Below are 16774 nucleotides of genomic sequence, written 5' to 3' on the forward strand. Positions count from 1 at the left end.
GGCGACGTTGACGTGGTTTGAAGAGATTTTCGAAGAGTATCAATTATAGGACTAATCTTTACCACCTAGTTTCTCATTGATTTTCATCATCACACTAGCAATTTTTTCACCCCAATAAGGGTCTGAGGCATATTCTACATTCATACCAGACGACTTATTTCCAAGGAAAGTTCTGCCCCTATCGATATAATTTTCCTTAATCCACTTGGTTGCACCTAAAATTCCCTTATCCACATCATCAAATGTCTTGGCAGAAAGGTAAGGTGTCGTGTCATAGGCTGTAATTCCAAAGAAATTATTCTTATCTTTGGCAATCTTACTTCGTCCCCAGTCACTTTCTAAGGCACTATGGGCAAGGAGGTAAAGGGCATTGATATGGTAATGTTCTTCGGCTTCCTTAAAGGTAGCTCCCTTATTTTCCAAGAGACTATTGTCAATATTTAACAAACTAAATACCTTATCCAAATCTTCAGCACTGTAGTTTGTAGCCTCTGTCAAATCTTTGAAAAGGAAGGGATTTTCAAGCTTAAAACCATCAAAATGCAGCCCATCTGCCGAATAATATTTCTTGCCTACTTCCATATCAGAAATATGAGAAGCTACTGGAATACTAGCATTCTGAGCCACATAGTGATAAAAACGGTGCCCATCACTCTCATAATAAGGGATAAAATCCTTGCTAGCATCTAGTGCTTGTAAATCTTCTGTTTTCATATATCCTGACAAACCAGAAACAGTAATAGCCAAGCGCTTGTCATCACTTTTTCTATCCTTATCTAGCCAGACGACACTACCTTGCGATATATAGGAAAGCTTTTCACCATCTGCATTATAAACATTTGCTGTGACAGGAACTACTTGATAGTAAGCAGCATTTTCGTTTGTAGCTTTTTCTCCAAGCCATTTACCGTCGCTTCCAAGCTGATAACCATCTACAGTCTCATTTTTCGCCATGTAGCCACCAGATTTGAAGTAGTACCAGGCTTGACTTTTAGAATCGTAGACCCATTCTTTATCTGCCATTTTACCATCAGATTTTATATAAAACCAAGATCCCTTATCCCAAATCCATTCATTGGCTGCCATATAGCCACCGGATTTTAGATAATAATAGTGACCATTCTCGAAAATCCATTCTTTATCAGCATGATTTCCATTTTCTTTGATGTAAAACCAAGATTGGTATTGTTTGTCAAAAAGCCAACCTTGCTGTACTTTAGCACCACTTGCATTCACATAAGCCTGGTCAATCCACTGACTTGTCAGTAGATAACCACCAGATTTAAAATAATAGTCCTTACCCTTGATTTGGAGCCATTCTTTCTCTGCGTGCTGGCCATCTGCTTTTATATAAAACCAAGCGTCGTATTGAGAATCATAGACCCAATCTTCTATTACCTTGGAACCTGTTGCACCAACATAGGAAGTTCCTAGCCACGCATTTCTTTTCATCTTTCCATTTTGGTCAAGATAGTAGAAGGCTCCCTTGTCTTCTACCCATTCTGACTTGGCCATATATCCACCAGATTTTAGGTAAAAATAATCATCACCTTGCTTCAGCCATTCATTTTCAGCATAGTTTGCATCTTCTTTTATATAAAACCAAGATTGATAGTGAGCATCAAAAACCCACTCATTGGCTGCTTGACTGCCATCTGCTTTCAGGTATTGTTTTCCTTGCCAAGTACCATCGCTAGCCATTGCACTCTCTGGTCTGACTAAGAAAAATAGCAGGGCTAAAAAAATAAATCTTAATTTCTTCATTAACCTTCTTCCTCTGTTCTTATTTATTTTATTGTACCAAAATTCTCTGAAATTCATATTACAAACTAATAAAAAATCAAGAACAGATTGATTGTAGTTTACCTCAGAGACTCTTTTACTTCCTTGCGGAGATTTTCCAGACTACTAATGCCGTATTTGTCCATAACTTTTGGTAAATTTTCTATGATGTCAGGGCAGGCATAAGGATTGGTAAAGTTAGCTGTTCCAACTCCGATTGCAGATGCTCCAGCCAGATACATTTCTAGGGCAGCTTCTGCCGAATCCACTCCCCCCATTCCAATAATAGGCAGGTCTGTTGTTTGGGCTACTTGTCGGATGAGTTTGAGGGCTACTGGAAAAACTGCTGGACCAGACATTCCACCTGTTCCATTGGCCAAGATTGGTTTTCTGGTTTTGAGTTCAAAGCGCATTCCAACTAGAGTATTGATCATGGTTAATCCACTGGCTCCCGCATCTTCTGCAGCTTTTGCGACAGTAACAATATCGGTCACACTAGGGGTTAATTTGACATAAACTGGCACATCAGACGCTTCCACAGCTGCTTTCACCACATCATAAGCCAAATCTGGGTCTTGACCAATCAAAAGTCCGTGGTTACAGTGGTCAACATTGGGGCAAGAAATATTGAGCTCGATAGCCTTTACATTAGTTGCCTTGGAAATCCCATGAGAAACAGCCGCATACTCTTGTTTTGAAAAACCAGCTACATTGGCAATAATAGGAAGATTTGGATATTCTCTTTCCAGCCACGGTAGCTTTTCAGCCAAAACAACCTCTAAACCAGGATTTTGCAAACCGATTGCATTGAGCATGCCAGCAGGTGTTTCTGCCACCCTTGGAGTTGGATTGCCAAAGCGTGGTTCAAGGGTTGTCGCCTTGATCATAATAGAACCTAAAAGGTCTAAATCATAGTACTTGGCATACTCTTGGCCAAAACCAAAACAGCCTGATGCTGGAATAATCGGATTTTTCAAATCCAAACCAGGTAGAGAAACTTGTAAACGATTTCTAGTCATAATTTTCTCCTTATAATACAACTGTTCCTGTGCGGAAAACAGGGCCATCTTCACAGACGCGTTGGCTAACCGTCTCGCTTTCTGGCACTTTTAGGACGCAGGCATAACAAGCTCCCATCCCACAAGCCATACGAGATTCCAGAGATAGATAGGCCCTTGGATGGTTATAGAAGGTTTGATTGATATACTTCATCATTCCAGGCGCCCCACATGAGTAAACAGCATCAAATTGATTGTCTAAATCCTTGATGACTACAGAGACATTTCCCTTGATACCATAAGAACCATCATCTGTCGTTATAAAAACCTGACTATATTGGGCCAATTCCGTCTCTAAAATAACAGCATCCTTGTTCGCAAAACCGAGGACTGTCACTACTTTTACACCACGTTCATGCAATTCCTTGGCCACTTCAAGCAAGGGTGGGACACCAATCCCCCCACCAACAAGGAGAACCTGGCTCTGCTCATCTAGGTCAGACAAGTCAAAACCATTTCCCTGAGGACCCATCACATCAAGAGTATCACCCTGACTTAAGGTTGAGAAAATAGCTGTCCCAGCCCCCTCAATCCGATAAATAAGATGACACTGCTTCTTAACCTTATCAATAGACGAAATTGAAATAGGGCGACGCAAAAGATGGGCGTCATCAGGCACACGCAGATGAAGAAATTGGCCTGCCCGCATAGCTTCAACCATTTCCCCTTCTAGGACTAATTCAAAGATTGCTGGCGCGATTTCCTCCTGTGCAACCACCTTCATAGTTTCCAAACGAATTGCACCCAAACGTTTCTTACATGTGGGATTCATGACTTTTCCTCCTTAAATTTTAAGGGGACCAGATAAAGAAAAGACCTTGCTAGTGCAAGGCCTCAGTTAAAATCGTACAACAGAAGAGAGCACACTCAAAAAGTCTCCTCTAGAAAATTGTACTATTCTTTTATCTGACACCTTGTGAGTCTCTCTGGACTCCCCTTAAAGGTTAAATTTTTACTAGTATACTCTTTCAGCTAAAAAAAGTCAAGTAGAAAACGAACATTCTACTTGACTTCACGAGATTATTTTTCACGAATGACTTCGACCTTGTAGCCATCAGGGTCTTTGACAAAGTAATAGTTAGGTGCAGTTCCTGGTAGGCCATTTGTCTCAGTCACTTCATAGCCTTTGGCACTATGCTCTTGATGAAGCGCCTCAAGATCAGGTGTACTTAGGGCGATATGAGCAAAGCCATCTCCAACCACATAAGGCCCGTGATCGTAGTTATAAGTCAATTCCAACTCATAGTCGTCACCCTCAAGACCTAGATAGACAATCGTGAAGGCATGATCTGGAAAATCTCTGCGACGCAATTCTTTAAAACCAAAAGCATCTTGATAAAATGCGATTGATTTTTCAAGGTTTTCTACTCGCAAGCAAGTGTGTAGCATTTTTGAAGCCATATTTTTCTCCTTTATTTTTAAAAAGACTGGGACAATCCTGTTCCAGTCTTATCTGTTATTATTTACCAAGTTTTGCTTTAGCTGCATCTGCAAGAGCTGTGAAAGCTGCTGCATCGTTAACAGCCAAGTCAGCAAGCATTTTACGGTTAACTTCGATCTCAGCCAATTTCAAACCATGCATCAATTGTGAGTATGAAAGTCCGTTCATACGAGCTGCCGCGTTGATACGAGTGATCCACAATTTGCGGAAGTCACGTTTTTTCTGACGACGGTCACGGTATGCATAGTAGTAAGAGTTCATTACTTGTTCTTTTGCAGTACGGAACAAGATGTGTTTAGCTCCATAGTAACCTTTTGCTAATTTAAGAATACGTTTACGACGTTTGCGTGATACAACGCCACCTTTAACACGTGCCATGTTTTATTTCCTCCAAATATTTCCTAGAATTGTTTACTTACAGTCAAGCTATTATTTCAAGCGAGTAAGCATTGCTTTGATACGTTTGTAATCTCCTGAATGCACCATAGATGCTTTACGAAGATGACGACGTTGTTTCTTAGTTTTTCCGTGGAAACGGTGAGAAGTGTAAGCACGGAAACGTTTAAGTCCACCAGAACCTGTACGTTTGAAACGTTTAGCTGATGCGCGGTGTGTTTTTTGTTTTGGCATGATTTTTTCTCCTTTATTTAACTTTCTGACAATTATTTTTTGTCAGTCGCTGGCGCCAATTGCATGAACATTTGACGTCCATCCATTTTAGCACGTTGTTCGATGATGGCAATATCTTGAGTTGCTTCAGCAAACTCGGCTAAAACTTTTGCACCAATCTCTTTATGGGTAATCATACGACCCTTAAAGCGAATAGATACCTTAACTTTATTTCCTTTTTCAAGGAATTTGCGTGCATTGCGAAGTTTTGTATCAAAGTCACCCTTGTCAATCGTTGGACTTAGACGAACTTCTTTCACAGTAACAACACTTTGTTTTTTACGTTGTTCTTTTTGCTTCTTCTGGTACTCAAATTTGAACTTACCGTAGTCCATAATTTTTGCAACAGGCGGTTTGGCTTGGGGTTGAATCAATACTAGGTCAACATTAGCGTTATCAGCCAAAGCTTGCGCTTCACTGAGTGGCTTGATGCCTAGCTGTTCTCCTTCAAGACCAATCAAGCGAACTTCACGTACACGAATCTCATCATTGATGAATAAGTCTTGCTTTGCTATGGTTTTCACCTCTTTTGTTTTATTAGAGAAAAACAATAGCGGACTCGTAAATATACAAGCCCGCACGTTATGATAGCGTTTCTTAGAAACTTTTCATCCGTAGGGCCAGGCAACTTAATGTCACAAGGCGAGAAGCTCTCACTTCTGCTTTTCTCAACTTTTATATGATACCAAGTTTTCTAGCTCTTGTCAAGATAAAAAGTTATTTTTTTGAAAAGTTTCTGTTTATATTTTGGCTTTGTATTTTGGCTTGGTTTTCGAATCAAAAAGAGAGAATCAAGTTGATTCCCTCTCTGTGTTAGTTTTTACTTATTTTCCCTATAGGAAAACTAAGCCTTAAAAAATTCTTTTTTCTGTGAACTTCCCCATCTTTCGATAAGTAGAATCCCCACTAACAAAAGGATAATCAGGCAAGGAAGTAAGACCATCCCCATGCTCCAATTCAGATTGACATTATCAATTTGCTTAGGTAATCTTCCAGACAAAATCTCCACTGAACGCAAGTAAGTAAAGGGAATCAGATGTGCAATCCTTTGAAGAGGCTGAATTGTTTGGATGCCAAACAATAAGCCAACAATCCCAATGAGTGAAAGAAAAAGAACAGGCATTTTTTGCTTGAAAAAGTAAGCAATCAAGTAGACGACTTCCACAATGACGATAAAGGCTAAGAAATCTAATAACAAGCCAGGAAATAGCACATCCTGTATCTTTCCAATAGTTACCTCTTGATTCACTAAGCTATAAATCGGGTAGGGATAATCTAACTGTCCAAAACCACTTATCAGACTTCCCACTAGGAAAGAAAAACCACAGATTCCAATAAACAGCACAGTTACATAGCCCACCCCAACTCCAAGGGAGGACATGGCAAATGCCACTTTTGAAAAAGGATATAATTGAGCTGTATCCAGATGATTTGGATATCTTTCTGCAAATAGTTGCGTTAGCATAAAAATAATAGCAACCACAAACAAGCTTGGGATGATAGCCTCTAAAATCCAGACAATCTGATCAATCCCGTGGGTCGGAAACTCCAAAGTATGTGCTTTTATGTTCAAGGGATACAGGGCTTGGTAAATCTTTCGTTGGCGGTCAACCGCCATTTTAAAGTCAGAGCTAGCAGTCGGTTGATTTGACATAACTTCATAATTCTTCTCTTCATCTTGCCACTGCAAATAGTAGACTTCTTTCCAGCGTCCTTCTTTTAACAAATCCAGAATTTCTTTCTTTTGAGTCAAAAGATTTTTTTGCGATTCTAAATTAATTTTAGCAATCTGGTATTCCTCCGAGTTGGTATCAGAAATTTGGGAGAGTTCCTCTTCATATTCATTGATGACTCTCTCATCTTTTACAAGACGGGTTTCCAACTCGCTCTCCAAGCTGACGGAGTTTGCAGTCTGACTATTAAAATAAAAGGTAACACCGAGTCCAGATACAAATAAAGCTAAGATAATCCAGTTTAAGCGACTTTTGAAAACTTTTTTTAATAAAAATAGACTAACATCTTTCATAAACTAAACCTCTTCTATCTGCCCCTGATGAATGGTTACTACTCTATCGCAGACATCAAACAACTCTTCCTTATAGTGGGAACTTAAAAGAACCAGCTGTTCTTGTCTATCGATTTGTGCTAGCCTATCAAAAAACTTCTGTCGATAATACTCATCTAAGCCATTTGTAATCTCATCCATAAGCCAGCATTTCGCCTGACTGAGGAAATACATGGCAATCACCAAGCGTTGCTTCATGCCTAAGGAATACTTGCGAATGGGAAGACTGATATAGTCCGACATTTCCCAGTAATCAATTTCATCCCCCAAGTTCAGCCCTGACTTCCAGATGTTTTTGATAAGACGAAGGTAGTCCATCCCACTTAAGTTTTCATCCAGCCATTCAATACTCTCATAATAAAACAAAGAAGGAGAGACTGCGATATTTCCACTACTTATAGGAATTAAATTGCTATTAGCGCGGAAAAGTGTCGTCTTTCCAGAACCATTGATAGCAAGAATACCATAAATTCTACCCTTTTCAAATGTAAAATCAACATCTTGTAAGATGACTTGTCGCGTTTTTAAGGTCACATGAGTAAGTTGCAACATATCTAGCCCTCCTTTTTGGATTAATAGCTTCCGCTGTAGTAGTTTAGTACCTCATAACGATTGTAATTCAAACCAGAACCAACTTTATACTCTGAATAGCTGTCATAACGATACCATAACAGGGAATTAATATAGTTATATCTCTGGCAATTCATACTAGACTTATAGTAGGTATTCCAATCATACCTATAACTTTTAGTCACTATCACAGCAGATACACTAGACTGAAAAAGACCAATAGATCATAAACTAACTAATTAAACGGTTTTTACTAATTTTTAATGGTTTTATATCATTAACATTGAATACGTTTTCATTATATCGTTTTTATCATTATTATGCAACAGATTTTTAGTTTATTTTACTAATATATAGTATTTATCCTTCCCATCGAACGCTTTCTATTTTCCAACTATTCCACCCTTTAAAGCGTATAGCTCCTTGCTGGTCAGTTCGATATACTTTGCTATTTATAGCTTCCAGTCGGGTCAGGGTTTCCTGATGGGGGAGTTTCGCTCGATTGTTCTTTCCAACTGAGATAAGAGTAAGCTCTGGTTTGAATTTTTCTAGAAAGGCTGAACTTGATGATTTTTTATTACCATGTTGACCAGCTTTCAAGACATCCACTTCTAGGTCAGGATAATGCTTCAGCAAGTCCTTCTCTCCTTTCTCCTCCAAATTTCCTGTGAAAAGAAAATTTTTATCCAAGAGTTTTCCATACAAAACCAGGGAATCTTCATGATCTCCATCTCCTATTTTCCTTGGAGATAGGACTTCTAACTGACTTCCAAAAATTGTCAACTTCTCTCCCGTTGTCACACTACGTACCTTGGTTTGAGTTGCCTGTAGTTCTGCCACAAATTCCTTCTGTTTCAAACTGCCTTTTGATACTAAGATCTCCCCTACATGGAAATCATTAATCACCTCTAACAAATCTCCAACATGTTCCTTGTCCGTGTTGGTTAAAATCAGCTGGTCAATCTTGGCCACTCCACGACTTTTAAGATAGGGTATCAAGCTTCGCTGAGCATTGCCGGTCATCGTCTTTTTTTGCCATTTTTTGATTTTCTTATCAGATTCTGCCTTACCGCCCACATCTATGAGAATGGTTTTCCCAGTTACATCCCTTAGGAAAATACTTTCGCCTTGCCCCACATCCAGCATGGTAATTTCATTTTCCAGTGGATGCTTTGTCAAGAAAAAGAGTCCTGTAATCAATAAGCTCAACACTGCTAGCCTTTTAATGTTTTTCCTCAAATCATAGACCAAAGCCAAGGAAATTAACAATAAAATTAAAAGCCATGCATTAGGTTGTCCAAAGACAAGCGGTCTACTTGCCACCTGTGATACCAAGCGAATCATTCCCTCCAACCATTCAAAAATAAAATTAAGCTGAATAACTGGATAGAGAAAGGAAAGGACAAATAAGATGGACAAGAGCGGTAAGAAGACCAAGTCAAATAGAAAAGAAAAGACAAAGGTCAAAAGGATAGACCAAGGTTGAAATTCCGCAAAATAGAAGGACAGAATGGGCAATATTCCCAAGGAAAGGACTAGACTTTCTCTGGCAATAGCCTTGAGCCCCTCCCCTTCTTTGCTGGTCATGGTCAAGATAAAAGCATAAGCGCAGGACAAAACTCCTCCTGCAGTCAGGAAAAAGTTGGGCATGACGATAAAGAGGACAAGGACCGTCAAGGCAAAATTATCCAAGCCCTTAACACCATGTTGAGCCAGTAACTTTTGCAAGAGACTGCGAATGACTGATGCTGAAAATCCTGTTAGCCCTGCATAAATAAGAGAAAAGGGATAAGTCAGCCATTTCAACTTTTCTTGGATCAATCCCAATCGCAAGAGTAGTTTCTTAAACCCGTCCATGAAAAAACCTACCTGCATCCCCGACAAGGCAAAGAGGTGGATAATTCCTAAACTAGAATAAAGCTCATTCATCTCCTCAAAGTCGGTGTCCAGATGTCCCATCAAGAGACCCGTCATGTAGTTGCGCATAGGGTCTGGAAAGTGCGTCTTGATCCAAACCACAGCCTTTCGACGTAAACTGGACAAGTTTTCACCTATATCCCAACTGCCAACCTTTTGAAGTGACTGGATTTTTTTGATATTGAGTGTCTGGTAAATTCCCTGAGTCTTCAGATAGGCTTGGTAGTCAAAGCCACCAAAATTTCTCTGCCCTTCTGGCTCTGATAGTTTTCCTTCTAGTTCTATCTCATGAAGGTCGGTTAAAGCTTGAAAGGCTTCTTTCTCCTCCTCGGACTGGAGTTTATAATAGACTTGAAAAATGCGGTCGTCAGCCTTGCCACGAAAGGATAGACTATCACCATTGACCTTAATAGTGTCAGGCAAAATCCGTACCCTTTCAACAGAATCCGCTAGGTTTTGACTAGCTTGACTCTGTTGCCAAGTTTGAAACAGAAACCAGAAGCCAAAGATTCCACAAATCACTAGAACTTTGCTAGCAGATTTCCAAGGAAATTGGAAAAAGAGACAGACTAGCAGAAAAACAAAGCCCAACAAAGCAAGATAGGATGCTGAGAAAATAGAATAGTAAAGCCAGAGTAATAGAAAACTCAGGTAAATTAAGGGAATAGGGAAATTCTTAATCCACTGTAACATAGTCTTTTAACTTTTCTATGGTCTTGGCACCAATGCCAGAGACTTTCTTGAGTTCATCAACCGACTTGAATTTCCCATTTGCCTCACGATGATCGATAATGTCCTGAGCTCGTTTTCCTCCCAGTCCCTTGACCTGCTTAAGTTCTTCCAGACTGGCCTTGTTGAGATTGAGCTTCTTTTCCTTGCTTGTTGAAGAAGGCGCTCCAGAACCTGCCTGTTGACTAGCTGCTTCTTCTCCCTTAGTGGGAACGTAAACCAGAGCCTCATCACTAACTTTCTGAGCTAGATTGAGCGACTTGCTGTCTGCTTGCTCTGTCAAGCCACCAGCCTTCTGAACAGCGTCATTGACTCGACTACCTACAGGCAAATCATAAATCCCTGGCGATTTGACAGCACCTTTGACATCTACTGTGATTAGATCTTGTTCAACAGGTTCTTCCTTCACTTCCTTTTCGGTCGATGAGTCCTTGGAAACAGCTGCGACTTCTGCCTGTAAATTCGTTTCTTTTACAGGTGTTTGTGGAGTTGGCTTTAGCAGGAAAAATCCTCCTACAAGTAAGCCCAGACCAGTACAGATGACAATGATTTTATACTCTTTGATTTTCTCGATAATTGCTTCCATATTTTCTCCTCTCTTAGATTATTCGTAAGAGAAAGAAAAAACAGTCGAAAATTTCTTTTCAACTGCTTATTTATTTGCAAAATAGTCTTCCTTGGTCAAGACATAATGAACTCTTGTAACGATTCGGTCTTCTTCATGCTGGTCCATACAAGCATAAGCTTCTTCGTGGGAAAAACGCATTCCTGATTTCTCCATGACCTTTCCTGACGCGGGATTAGCCTTATCGTAAAGGGCGGTCAACTTGTTCATTCCAATCTTCTCAAAAGCCAGCTCAATCACGGCACGATTGGCTTCTGTCGTTAATCCTTGATTCCAATACTTTTTATTGATAATATAACCAATAGCTGCCTTCTTAAGAACAGAATCAATCTTGTGCAAGTCAATGGTTCCAATAAATTTGCCATTGCATTTCAGTTCTATTCCCCAACGCCCTAATGGACTGGCAAGATAAAACTGAGCAATATTATTTTTAGTTTCTTCTACATTTTGATTGGTTAGAAAAGTGTAACGTGTATTATCCTTATCCGAGGCATAGGCAAACATTGCTTCCGCATCATCCAAGGTTACAGGTCGAAGCAATAAACGCTCTGTCTCTACTATTGGATACTGAGCTAGTTTTAAAAAGATTGATTCCATAGGATTCCACCACTTGAAAAGTTTCTAACTAATATAAGGATATTGAATGAAATATTTAAAAAGCAAATTTATACTTGGTATTGAGATAACTTTAAGTACAAAAGAACTATCCTTCAGACAGAGGTTGAGACTCTAATCCTTCATTCTCTTCATTTTTAACTGGAGCTGGTTCATAAGCTCGGATAATCTGAGCGACAACTGGGTGGCGAACCACATCCTTGGCTGAAAAATGAACAAAGTCAATTTGGTGAATATTCTTGAGCTTTTCTTGGGCATCAATCAAACCGGACTTGACATTACGTGGCAGGTCAATCTGACTGCTATCTCCATTGACAATCATCTTAGAATGAAAGCCTAAACGAGTCAGGAACATCTTCATCTGCATAATGGTCGTATTTTGCGCCTCATCGAGAATGACAAAGGCATCGTCCAAGGTTCGTCCACGCATGTAGGCAAGAGGTGCAATCTCGATAATTTCACGCTCCATGAGACGAGTCGTTTGATCTTTTCCCAGAATCTGATACAAGGCATCATAAACAGGTCGAAGGTAAGGATCTACCTTCTCCTTAAGATCACCCGGAAGAAAACCTAGACTCTCTCCTGCTTCTACCGCTGGGCGTGTCAGGATAATCCGTTTGACTTGCCCACGTTTAAGGGCAGTCACGGCCAAGGTCACTGCAAGAAAGGTCTTCCCTGTACCTGCTGGCCCAATTCCAAAGGTCACATCGTGCTGTTTAACACTATCCACATAAAGTTTTTGACCCAGTGTTTTGACACGGATAGGCTTCCCTGTATTGTCCTTGATGATTTCTTCTTCATAAAGGGCGACAAACTTGTCGATTTCATCGTTTTTGACCATGCTAATCGCAGTCACCACATCTGGCGTGCCAACTGTCATCCCACGATTGACCAAGACCATCAAAGCCTGGATAACCTGACGGGCTTCTTCACAGGCAGTCTCTTCTCCCAAAACCTGCACAATCTCCGTACGAGCATGAATCACAATATCAAGCTCTTCTTCCATCAAACGAAGATGGCGTTCATTGGAACCAAAAAGATGAAACAGGTCATCTGGATGACTCAGTTGAATGTCTATTGAATGTTCCTTCAAATAAAGAACCTCTCTAATCCTTTTATTTTTAGTAGTTTTTCGTTTGCTTTTAGTACTAGGCAACGAGTTGTAGGCATAACTAAGGTTAGGCAAGGCAAGTTAACAACGTAATAAAAGATAAACGGAATGACTATATTATAGCAGAGGGATGGAGAAATTACTAGCCCAAACCCAATGAATCATGCTAGTGTTCTAAGTATTCTTGCCAGATAGCATCAAAATCTCCTAGATTGAAAGAGAAACTGGCATGTTCCTCTAAAAAGCGACTCACCTCATCAAAATCATCTGTGTATTTTGGGAAGGCTGACTCTTCAAAAGCGAGGTCTGCCAAGATAGCTTTGGGACTATTACTTTTAGGATTGCGCTCGGTCATGAGCCAAGTGTAAAATGATTTTCTCATAAGTCCCCCTAGATCAACTCAGTCCCAAACTGGTCTTGCTTGATTTTACCAGCCTTCATCAAACCACCGAGTGCTTTCTTGAACTGACCTTTAGAAATGCCAAAGGTTGCCTTGATGTCGTCTGGGGATGACTTATCATTCAAGGTCATAAAACCGCCATTGCTTTCCAAATAGGTCAAAATCATCTGGGCATCATTTTCCAACATTTCAAAAGAACGTGGTTTGAGGGAGAGGTTCAGAGTGCGATCCACTTCACGAAAACCGATGACACGCGCATCTAATACTTGCCCCAAACGTGGCTCTGCGTAGCGCTCGCTAGGATGGATAAAACCAAGCATGTTATTCTCTGGCAGGTAAACAAAAGTTCCTGACAACTTGAGACGGTAAACAATGGCTGGCCAGTTTTGGTTCTGCATATTGTTGTAAGCAGAACGAGCTAGACGTTGGAAGTCTTCTTGATAAGCCAAGAGGCCCCAGATACGGTCTTTCTTGTCCACTTCAAGACGGATGTAGAGTTGGTCGCCCTTCTTAGGCCAGAGTTCCTTGAGCTCAGGGAGGATATCGAGTGACACAACGATTTCTTTATCAGGAAGGCCTGTATCCACAAAGACACCCAAATCCTTACGAACCTCTGTGACACGGCCCCAACCAAATTGATCCTGAGTGGCAGTCACTTCTAGAGTTGTCAAACGGAGTTTTTGCTTCATATCTGTATAAGCAAAACCTTTAACCGTATCTCCTACTGTATGCTGACCTTCTTCCTTAGCAAGAGCATAGGTTTGACCATCCTTTTGCACAAAGTAAAAACGGTCATTTTCATCGATGATGAGTCCAACGATAAAACTTGCAAGATTTGTATTCATATTTCCTTCTTTCGAATAAAACTCAGCCAGCAATGCCAACTGAGTTTTTCTGTTTATTTTTAGACTTCCAAAAGTTCTTTTTCTTTATTGGCGGTCATGTCATCGATGTGTTTAACAGCATCGTCTGTTACTTTTTGAATATCTTTTTCAAGAGTCTTCAATTCGTCTTCAGTGATTTCTTTTGCTTTTTCTTGTTTCTTAGCTTCGTCCATGGCATCGCGACGGATATTGCGGACAGCCACTTTAGCATTTTCGCCGACCTTCTTCACTTCTTTAGCAAGGTCACGACGAGTTTCCTCAGTAAGAGCTGGGATAACTAAACGAATCACAGAACCATCGTTAGCTGGTGTGATACCAAGATCAGAAGCGTTCAAGGCACGTTCGATGTCTTTCAATGAAGACTTATCAAATGGTGTAACCAACAAAACACGCGCTTCTGGAATCGTAATTGAAGCGATTTGGTTAAGAGGAGTCTCTACTCCATAGTATTCTACATGTACACGGTCAAGCAAGCTTGCATTGGCACGTCCAGCACGGATACCACCAAATTCACGAGCAAGTGATTGGTGAGACTGGGTCATTCTCTCTTTAGCTTTTTCAATAATTGCGTTAGCCATAATCTTTCTTATTCCTTTTCTTCGATATTATTTGAAACTGTTGTTCCGATATTTTCACCAAATACGACACGTTTGATGTTGCCTGGTTGGTTCATGTTGAAGACAACCAAGTCAATGTCGTTATCCATTGAGAGGGTTGAAGCTGTTGAGTCCATGATACGGAGACCTTTATTGATAACATCTCGGTGGGTCAATTCTTCAAACTTAACAGCTGTCTTGTCCTTCTTAGGATCGGCATTGTAAACACCGTCGACACCATTTTTAGCCATAAGGATGGCATCCGCTTCGATTTCAGCCGCACGAAGGGCCGCTGTTGTATCTGTTGAGAAGTAAGGTGAACCAATTCCAGCACCAAAGATAACGATACGGCCTTTTTCAAGGTGACGAAGGGCACGTCCACGGACATAAGGCTCTGCCACTTGTTGCATAGCAATAGCTGTTTGCACACGTGTATCAACCCCAACTTGTTGCAATGAATCTGCCATCACAAGAGCATTCATAACAGTCCCAAGCATTCCTGTGTAATCTGCCTGAACGCGGTCCATACCTGCTTCTGCTGCAGGTTCACCACGCCAGAGATTTCCTCCACCAATAACAAGGGCAATTTCGATACCTAAGCTATGAACTTCTTGAATCTCTCTTGCGATTGTTTGAACTGTTTGGATATCAATCCCTACGCCACGTTCTCCGGCAAGGGCTTCACCTGATAACTTGATTAAAATACGTTTATACTTGGGATTCGCCATTTTCACTCTCCTTTTTTTATCCTACCTATTTTATCACAATTTCTAAGATTTTTATAGTATCATGAGCAATTCTTTCAAAAAAATTAGACAGTCAAAAATTCCTCTAAGTCGCTAAGAGCACGCTCTGAAATTTTTTCATAGCGAGCCTTCTTATCACGGATACGTTCGCCTTCCAACTCCTTGATAATCCCGAAGTTGACATTCATTGGTTGGAAATGTTTGCTGTCGGCATGGGTGATGTAATGAGCTAAGCTTCCGATAGCCGTCGTCTCTGGGAAAACAGCCTCGCTTTCTCCCTTGAAGAGACGAGCAGCGTTAATACCCGCAACTAATCCTGACGCTGCGGACTCTACATAGCCTTCCACACCCGTCATTTGACCAGCAAAGAAGAGGTTTGGTTGTTTCTTAGACCTGTAGGTCTGCTCAAGAAGATTTGGTGAATCCATATAAGAATTACGATGCATCACTCCATAACGAACAAACTCCGCATTTTCAAGGCCTGGAATCATTTGGAAAACACGCTTTTGTTCTCCCCATTTGAGGTGGGTCTGGAAACCGACGATATTGTAGAGGCTACCAGCCGCATTGTCCTGACGCAGCTGAACCACAGCATAAGGTGTTTTAAATTCTCCATCACGAGGTCCTGTGTAGTCGTCCGGGTACTCCAGACCGACTGGTTTCATAGGACCATAAAGCATGGTTTTGATGCCACGTTTGGCCATGACTTCAATAGGCATACAGCCTTCAAAGTACTTTTCTTTTTCAAAAGAATTAAGCGGTGCTTCTTCCGCATTGATCAAGACTTCATGGAAATCCATAAACTCCTGCTTGGTCATGGGAGCGTTGAGATAGGCTGCTTCTCCCTTATCATACCGAGACTTGAGATAAACCTTGCTCATATCAATGGTGTTGACGTCGATAATAGGCGCTGCCGCATCGTAGAAATAGAAACCATCGCCGTCATTAAGGGTATGAATCTTTTCAGCCAAAGCATCACTGGTCAAAGGACCAGTCGCCACAACTGTAATAACATCTGTCGGCAATTCTGTAATTTCATCACGAACCACTTCAATCAAAGGGTGGTTGGCCACTTTTTCAGTCACCATCCGTGAGAAACCATCTCGGTCCACCGCAAGCGCACCACCCGCAGGAACACGTGTAGCCTCAGCAGATTCCAAAATAACAGAACCCAAGCGACGCATTTCTTCCTTGAGTAGCCCGACAGCATTTGTCAAAGCATCCCCACGAAGAGAATTGGAACAAACCAACTCAGCAAAATTGTCTGTTTTGTGCTGGGGTGTTGACTTGACACCACGCATTTCATAGAGTTTAACTGGAATACCACGTTCTGCAATTTGGTAGGCTGCTTCAGAACCTGCCAAACCAGCACCGATAACATTGATATAAGATTGAGACACGACACTAATACCTCTTTGGGAGTGTGAAGACAAGGTTCACATTGAAAAAGCCAATCAAACTTAAGAGCTTTCGAATTTCTTGACTCAGGCTGAAAAAGTCCACAGGACTTACTTCGCTTTCGAGTTTCTTGGCTCAGGCTGAAAAAGTCCCCCGGACTTTTTCACT

General features: G+C 40.9%; 19 protein-coding genes and 1 other annotated feature. All 19 genes read right to left on the reverse strand.

Annotation, left to right across the window (positions count from 1 at the left end; translation table 11 throughout):
* Nucleotides 1–51: 51 nt before the first annotated feature.
* Nucleotides 52–1821, reverse strand: a complete 1770-nt coding sequence (locus tag WKI42_RS01795; RefSeq protein WP_368081022.1) for a glucosaminidase domain-containing protein — start codon at nt 1819–1821, stop codon at nt 52–54.
* A 41-nt stretch (nt 1822–1862) separates the two neighbouring features.
* Nucleotides 1863–2849, reverse strand: a complete 987-nt coding sequence (locus tag WKI42_RS01800; protein ID WP_368081023.1) for a dihydroorotate dehydrogenase — start codon at nt 2847–2849, stop codon at nt 1863–1865.
* Nucleotides 2812–3612, reverse strand: coding sequence for a dihydroorotate dehydrogenase electron transfer subunit (locus WKI42_RS01805; protein ID WP_368081024.1), 801 nt, complete (start codon nt 3610–3612; stop codon nt 2812–2814). The genes WKI42_RS01800 and WKI42_RS01805 overlap by 38 nt, the downstream gene beginning before the upstream one ends.
* A 248-nt stretch (nt 3613–3860) precedes the next feature.
* Nucleotides 3861–4241 (reverse strand): lactoylglutathione lyase, encoded by a 381-nt coding sequence (gene gloA / locus WKI42_RS01810; protein ID WP_368081025.1) that lies wholly within the window; start codon nt 4239–4241, stop codon nt 3861–3863.
* Nucleotides 4242–4299: 58 nt separating this feature from the next.
* Nucleotides 4300–4659: a 50S ribosomal protein L20 gene (gene rplT / locus WKI42_RS01815; RefSeq protein WP_000124834.1), complete on the reverse strand. Its 360-nt coding sequence runs from the start codon at nt 4657–4659 to the stop codon at nt 4300–4302.
* A 51-nt stretch (nt 4660–4710) separates the two neighbouring features.
* The gene (gene rpmI / locus WKI42_RS01820; RefSeq protein ID WP_001125943.1) at nt 4711–4911 is read right to left on the reverse strand and encodes a 50S ribosomal protein L35; all 201 of its coding nucleotides are present in this window, start codon (nt 4909–4911) and stop codon (nt 4711–4713) included.
* Nucleotides 4912–4943: 32 nt separating this feature from the next.
* Nucleotides 4944–5474 carry a translation initiation factor IF-3 gene (gene infC, locus WKI42_RS01825; protein WP_000848180.1) on the reverse strand — a complete coding sequence of 177 codons (531 nt, stop codon included), beginning with the start codon at nt 5472–5474 and terminating at the stop codon, nt 4944–4946.
* A gap of 15 nt (nt 5475–5489) precedes the next feature.
* Nucleotides 5490–5621, reverse strand: a sequence feature (ribosomal protein L20 leader region).
* A gap of 173 nt (nt 5622–5794) precedes the next feature.
* Entirely contained in the window at nt 5795–6976 is a 1182-nt protein-coding gene (locus WKI42_RS01830) for a hypothetical protein (protein ID WP_368081026.1), read from the reverse strand.
* A 3-nt stretch (nt 6977–6979) separates the two neighbouring features.
* Nucleotides 6980–7567 (reverse strand): ABC transporter ATP-binding protein, encoded by a 588-nt coding sequence (locus WKI42_RS01835; RefSeq protein WP_368081027.1) that lies wholly within the window; start codon nt 7565–7567, stop codon nt 6980–6982.
* A gap of 20 nt (nt 7568–7587) precedes the next feature.
* Nucleotides 7588–7776, reverse strand: coding sequence for a hypothetical protein (locus WKI42_RS01840; RefSeq protein WP_061087823.1), 189 nt, complete (start codon nt 7774–7776; stop codon nt 7588–7590).
* Between the two features lie 169 nt (nt 7777–7945).
* Entirely contained in the window at nt 7946–10195 is a 2250-nt protein-coding gene (locus WKI42_RS01845; RefSeq protein ID WP_368081028.1) for a DNA internalization-related competence protein ComEC/Rec2, read from the reverse strand.
* Nucleotides 10179–10817, reverse strand: coding sequence for a helix-hairpin-helix domain-containing protein (locus tag WKI42_RS01850; protein ID WP_368081029.1), 639 nt, complete (start codon nt 10815–10817; stop codon nt 10179–10181). Before WKI42_RS01850 ends, WKI42_RS01845 begins: the two co-directional genes overlap by 17 nt.
* Nucleotides 10818–10883: 66 nt before the next feature.
* Nucleotides 10884–11453 (reverse strand): GNAT family N-acetyltransferase, encoded by a 570-nt coding sequence (locus WKI42_RS01855; RefSeq protein ID WP_368081030.1) that lies wholly within the window; start codon nt 11451–11453, stop codon nt 10884–10886.
* 106 nt (nt 11454–11559) lie between these two features.
* Nucleotides 11560–12564 carry a PhoH family protein gene (locus WKI42_RS01860; RefSeq protein WP_368081031.1) on the reverse strand — a complete coding sequence of 335 codons (1005 nt, stop codon included), beginning with the start codon at nt 12562–12564 and terminating at the stop codon, nt 11560–11562.
* A 184-nt stretch (nt 12565–12748) separates the two neighbouring features.
* Nucleotides 12749–12964, reverse strand: a complete 216-nt coding sequence (locus WKI42_RS01865; protein WP_138704958.1) for a YozE family protein — start codon at nt 12962–12964, stop codon at nt 12749–12751.
* Nucleotides 12965–12972: 8 nt separating this feature from the next.
* The gene (gene cvfB / locus WKI42_RS01870; RefSeq protein WP_173274450.1) at nt 12973–13827 is read right to left on the reverse strand and encodes an RNA-binding virulence regulatory protein CvfB; all 855 of its coding nucleotides are present in this window, start codon (nt 13825–13827) and stop codon (nt 12973–12975) included.
* A 59-nt stretch (nt 13828–13886) separates the two neighbouring features.
* Nucleotides 13887–14444, reverse strand: coding sequence for a ribosome recycling factor (gene frr / locus WKI42_RS01875; protein WP_001262225.1), 558 nt, complete (start codon nt 14442–14444; stop codon nt 13887–13889).
* Nucleotides 14445–14452: 8 nt separating this feature from the next.
* Nucleotides 14453–15190 (reverse strand): UMP kinase, encoded by a 738-nt coding sequence (gene pyrH, locus WKI42_RS01880; RefSeq protein WP_039704027.1) that lies wholly within the window; start codon nt 15188–15190, stop codon nt 14453–14455.
* Nucleotides 15191–15273: 83 nt separating this feature from the next.
* Nucleotides 15274–16608, reverse strand: coding sequence for a methylenetetrahydrofolate--tRNA-(uracil(54)-C(5))-methyltransferase (FADH(2)-oxidizing) TrmFO (trmFO, locus tag WKI42_RS01885; protein WP_368081032.1), 1335 nt, complete (start codon nt 16606–16608; stop codon nt 15274–15276).
* Between the last annotated feature and the right edge of the window lie 166 nt (nt 16609–16774).

The organism is Streptococcus pseudopneumoniae, assembly GCF_038148935.1.
Taxonomy (GTDB): domain Bacteria; phylum Bacillota; class Bacilli; order Lactobacillales; family Streptococcaceae; genus Streptococcus; species Streptococcus pseudopneumoniae_U.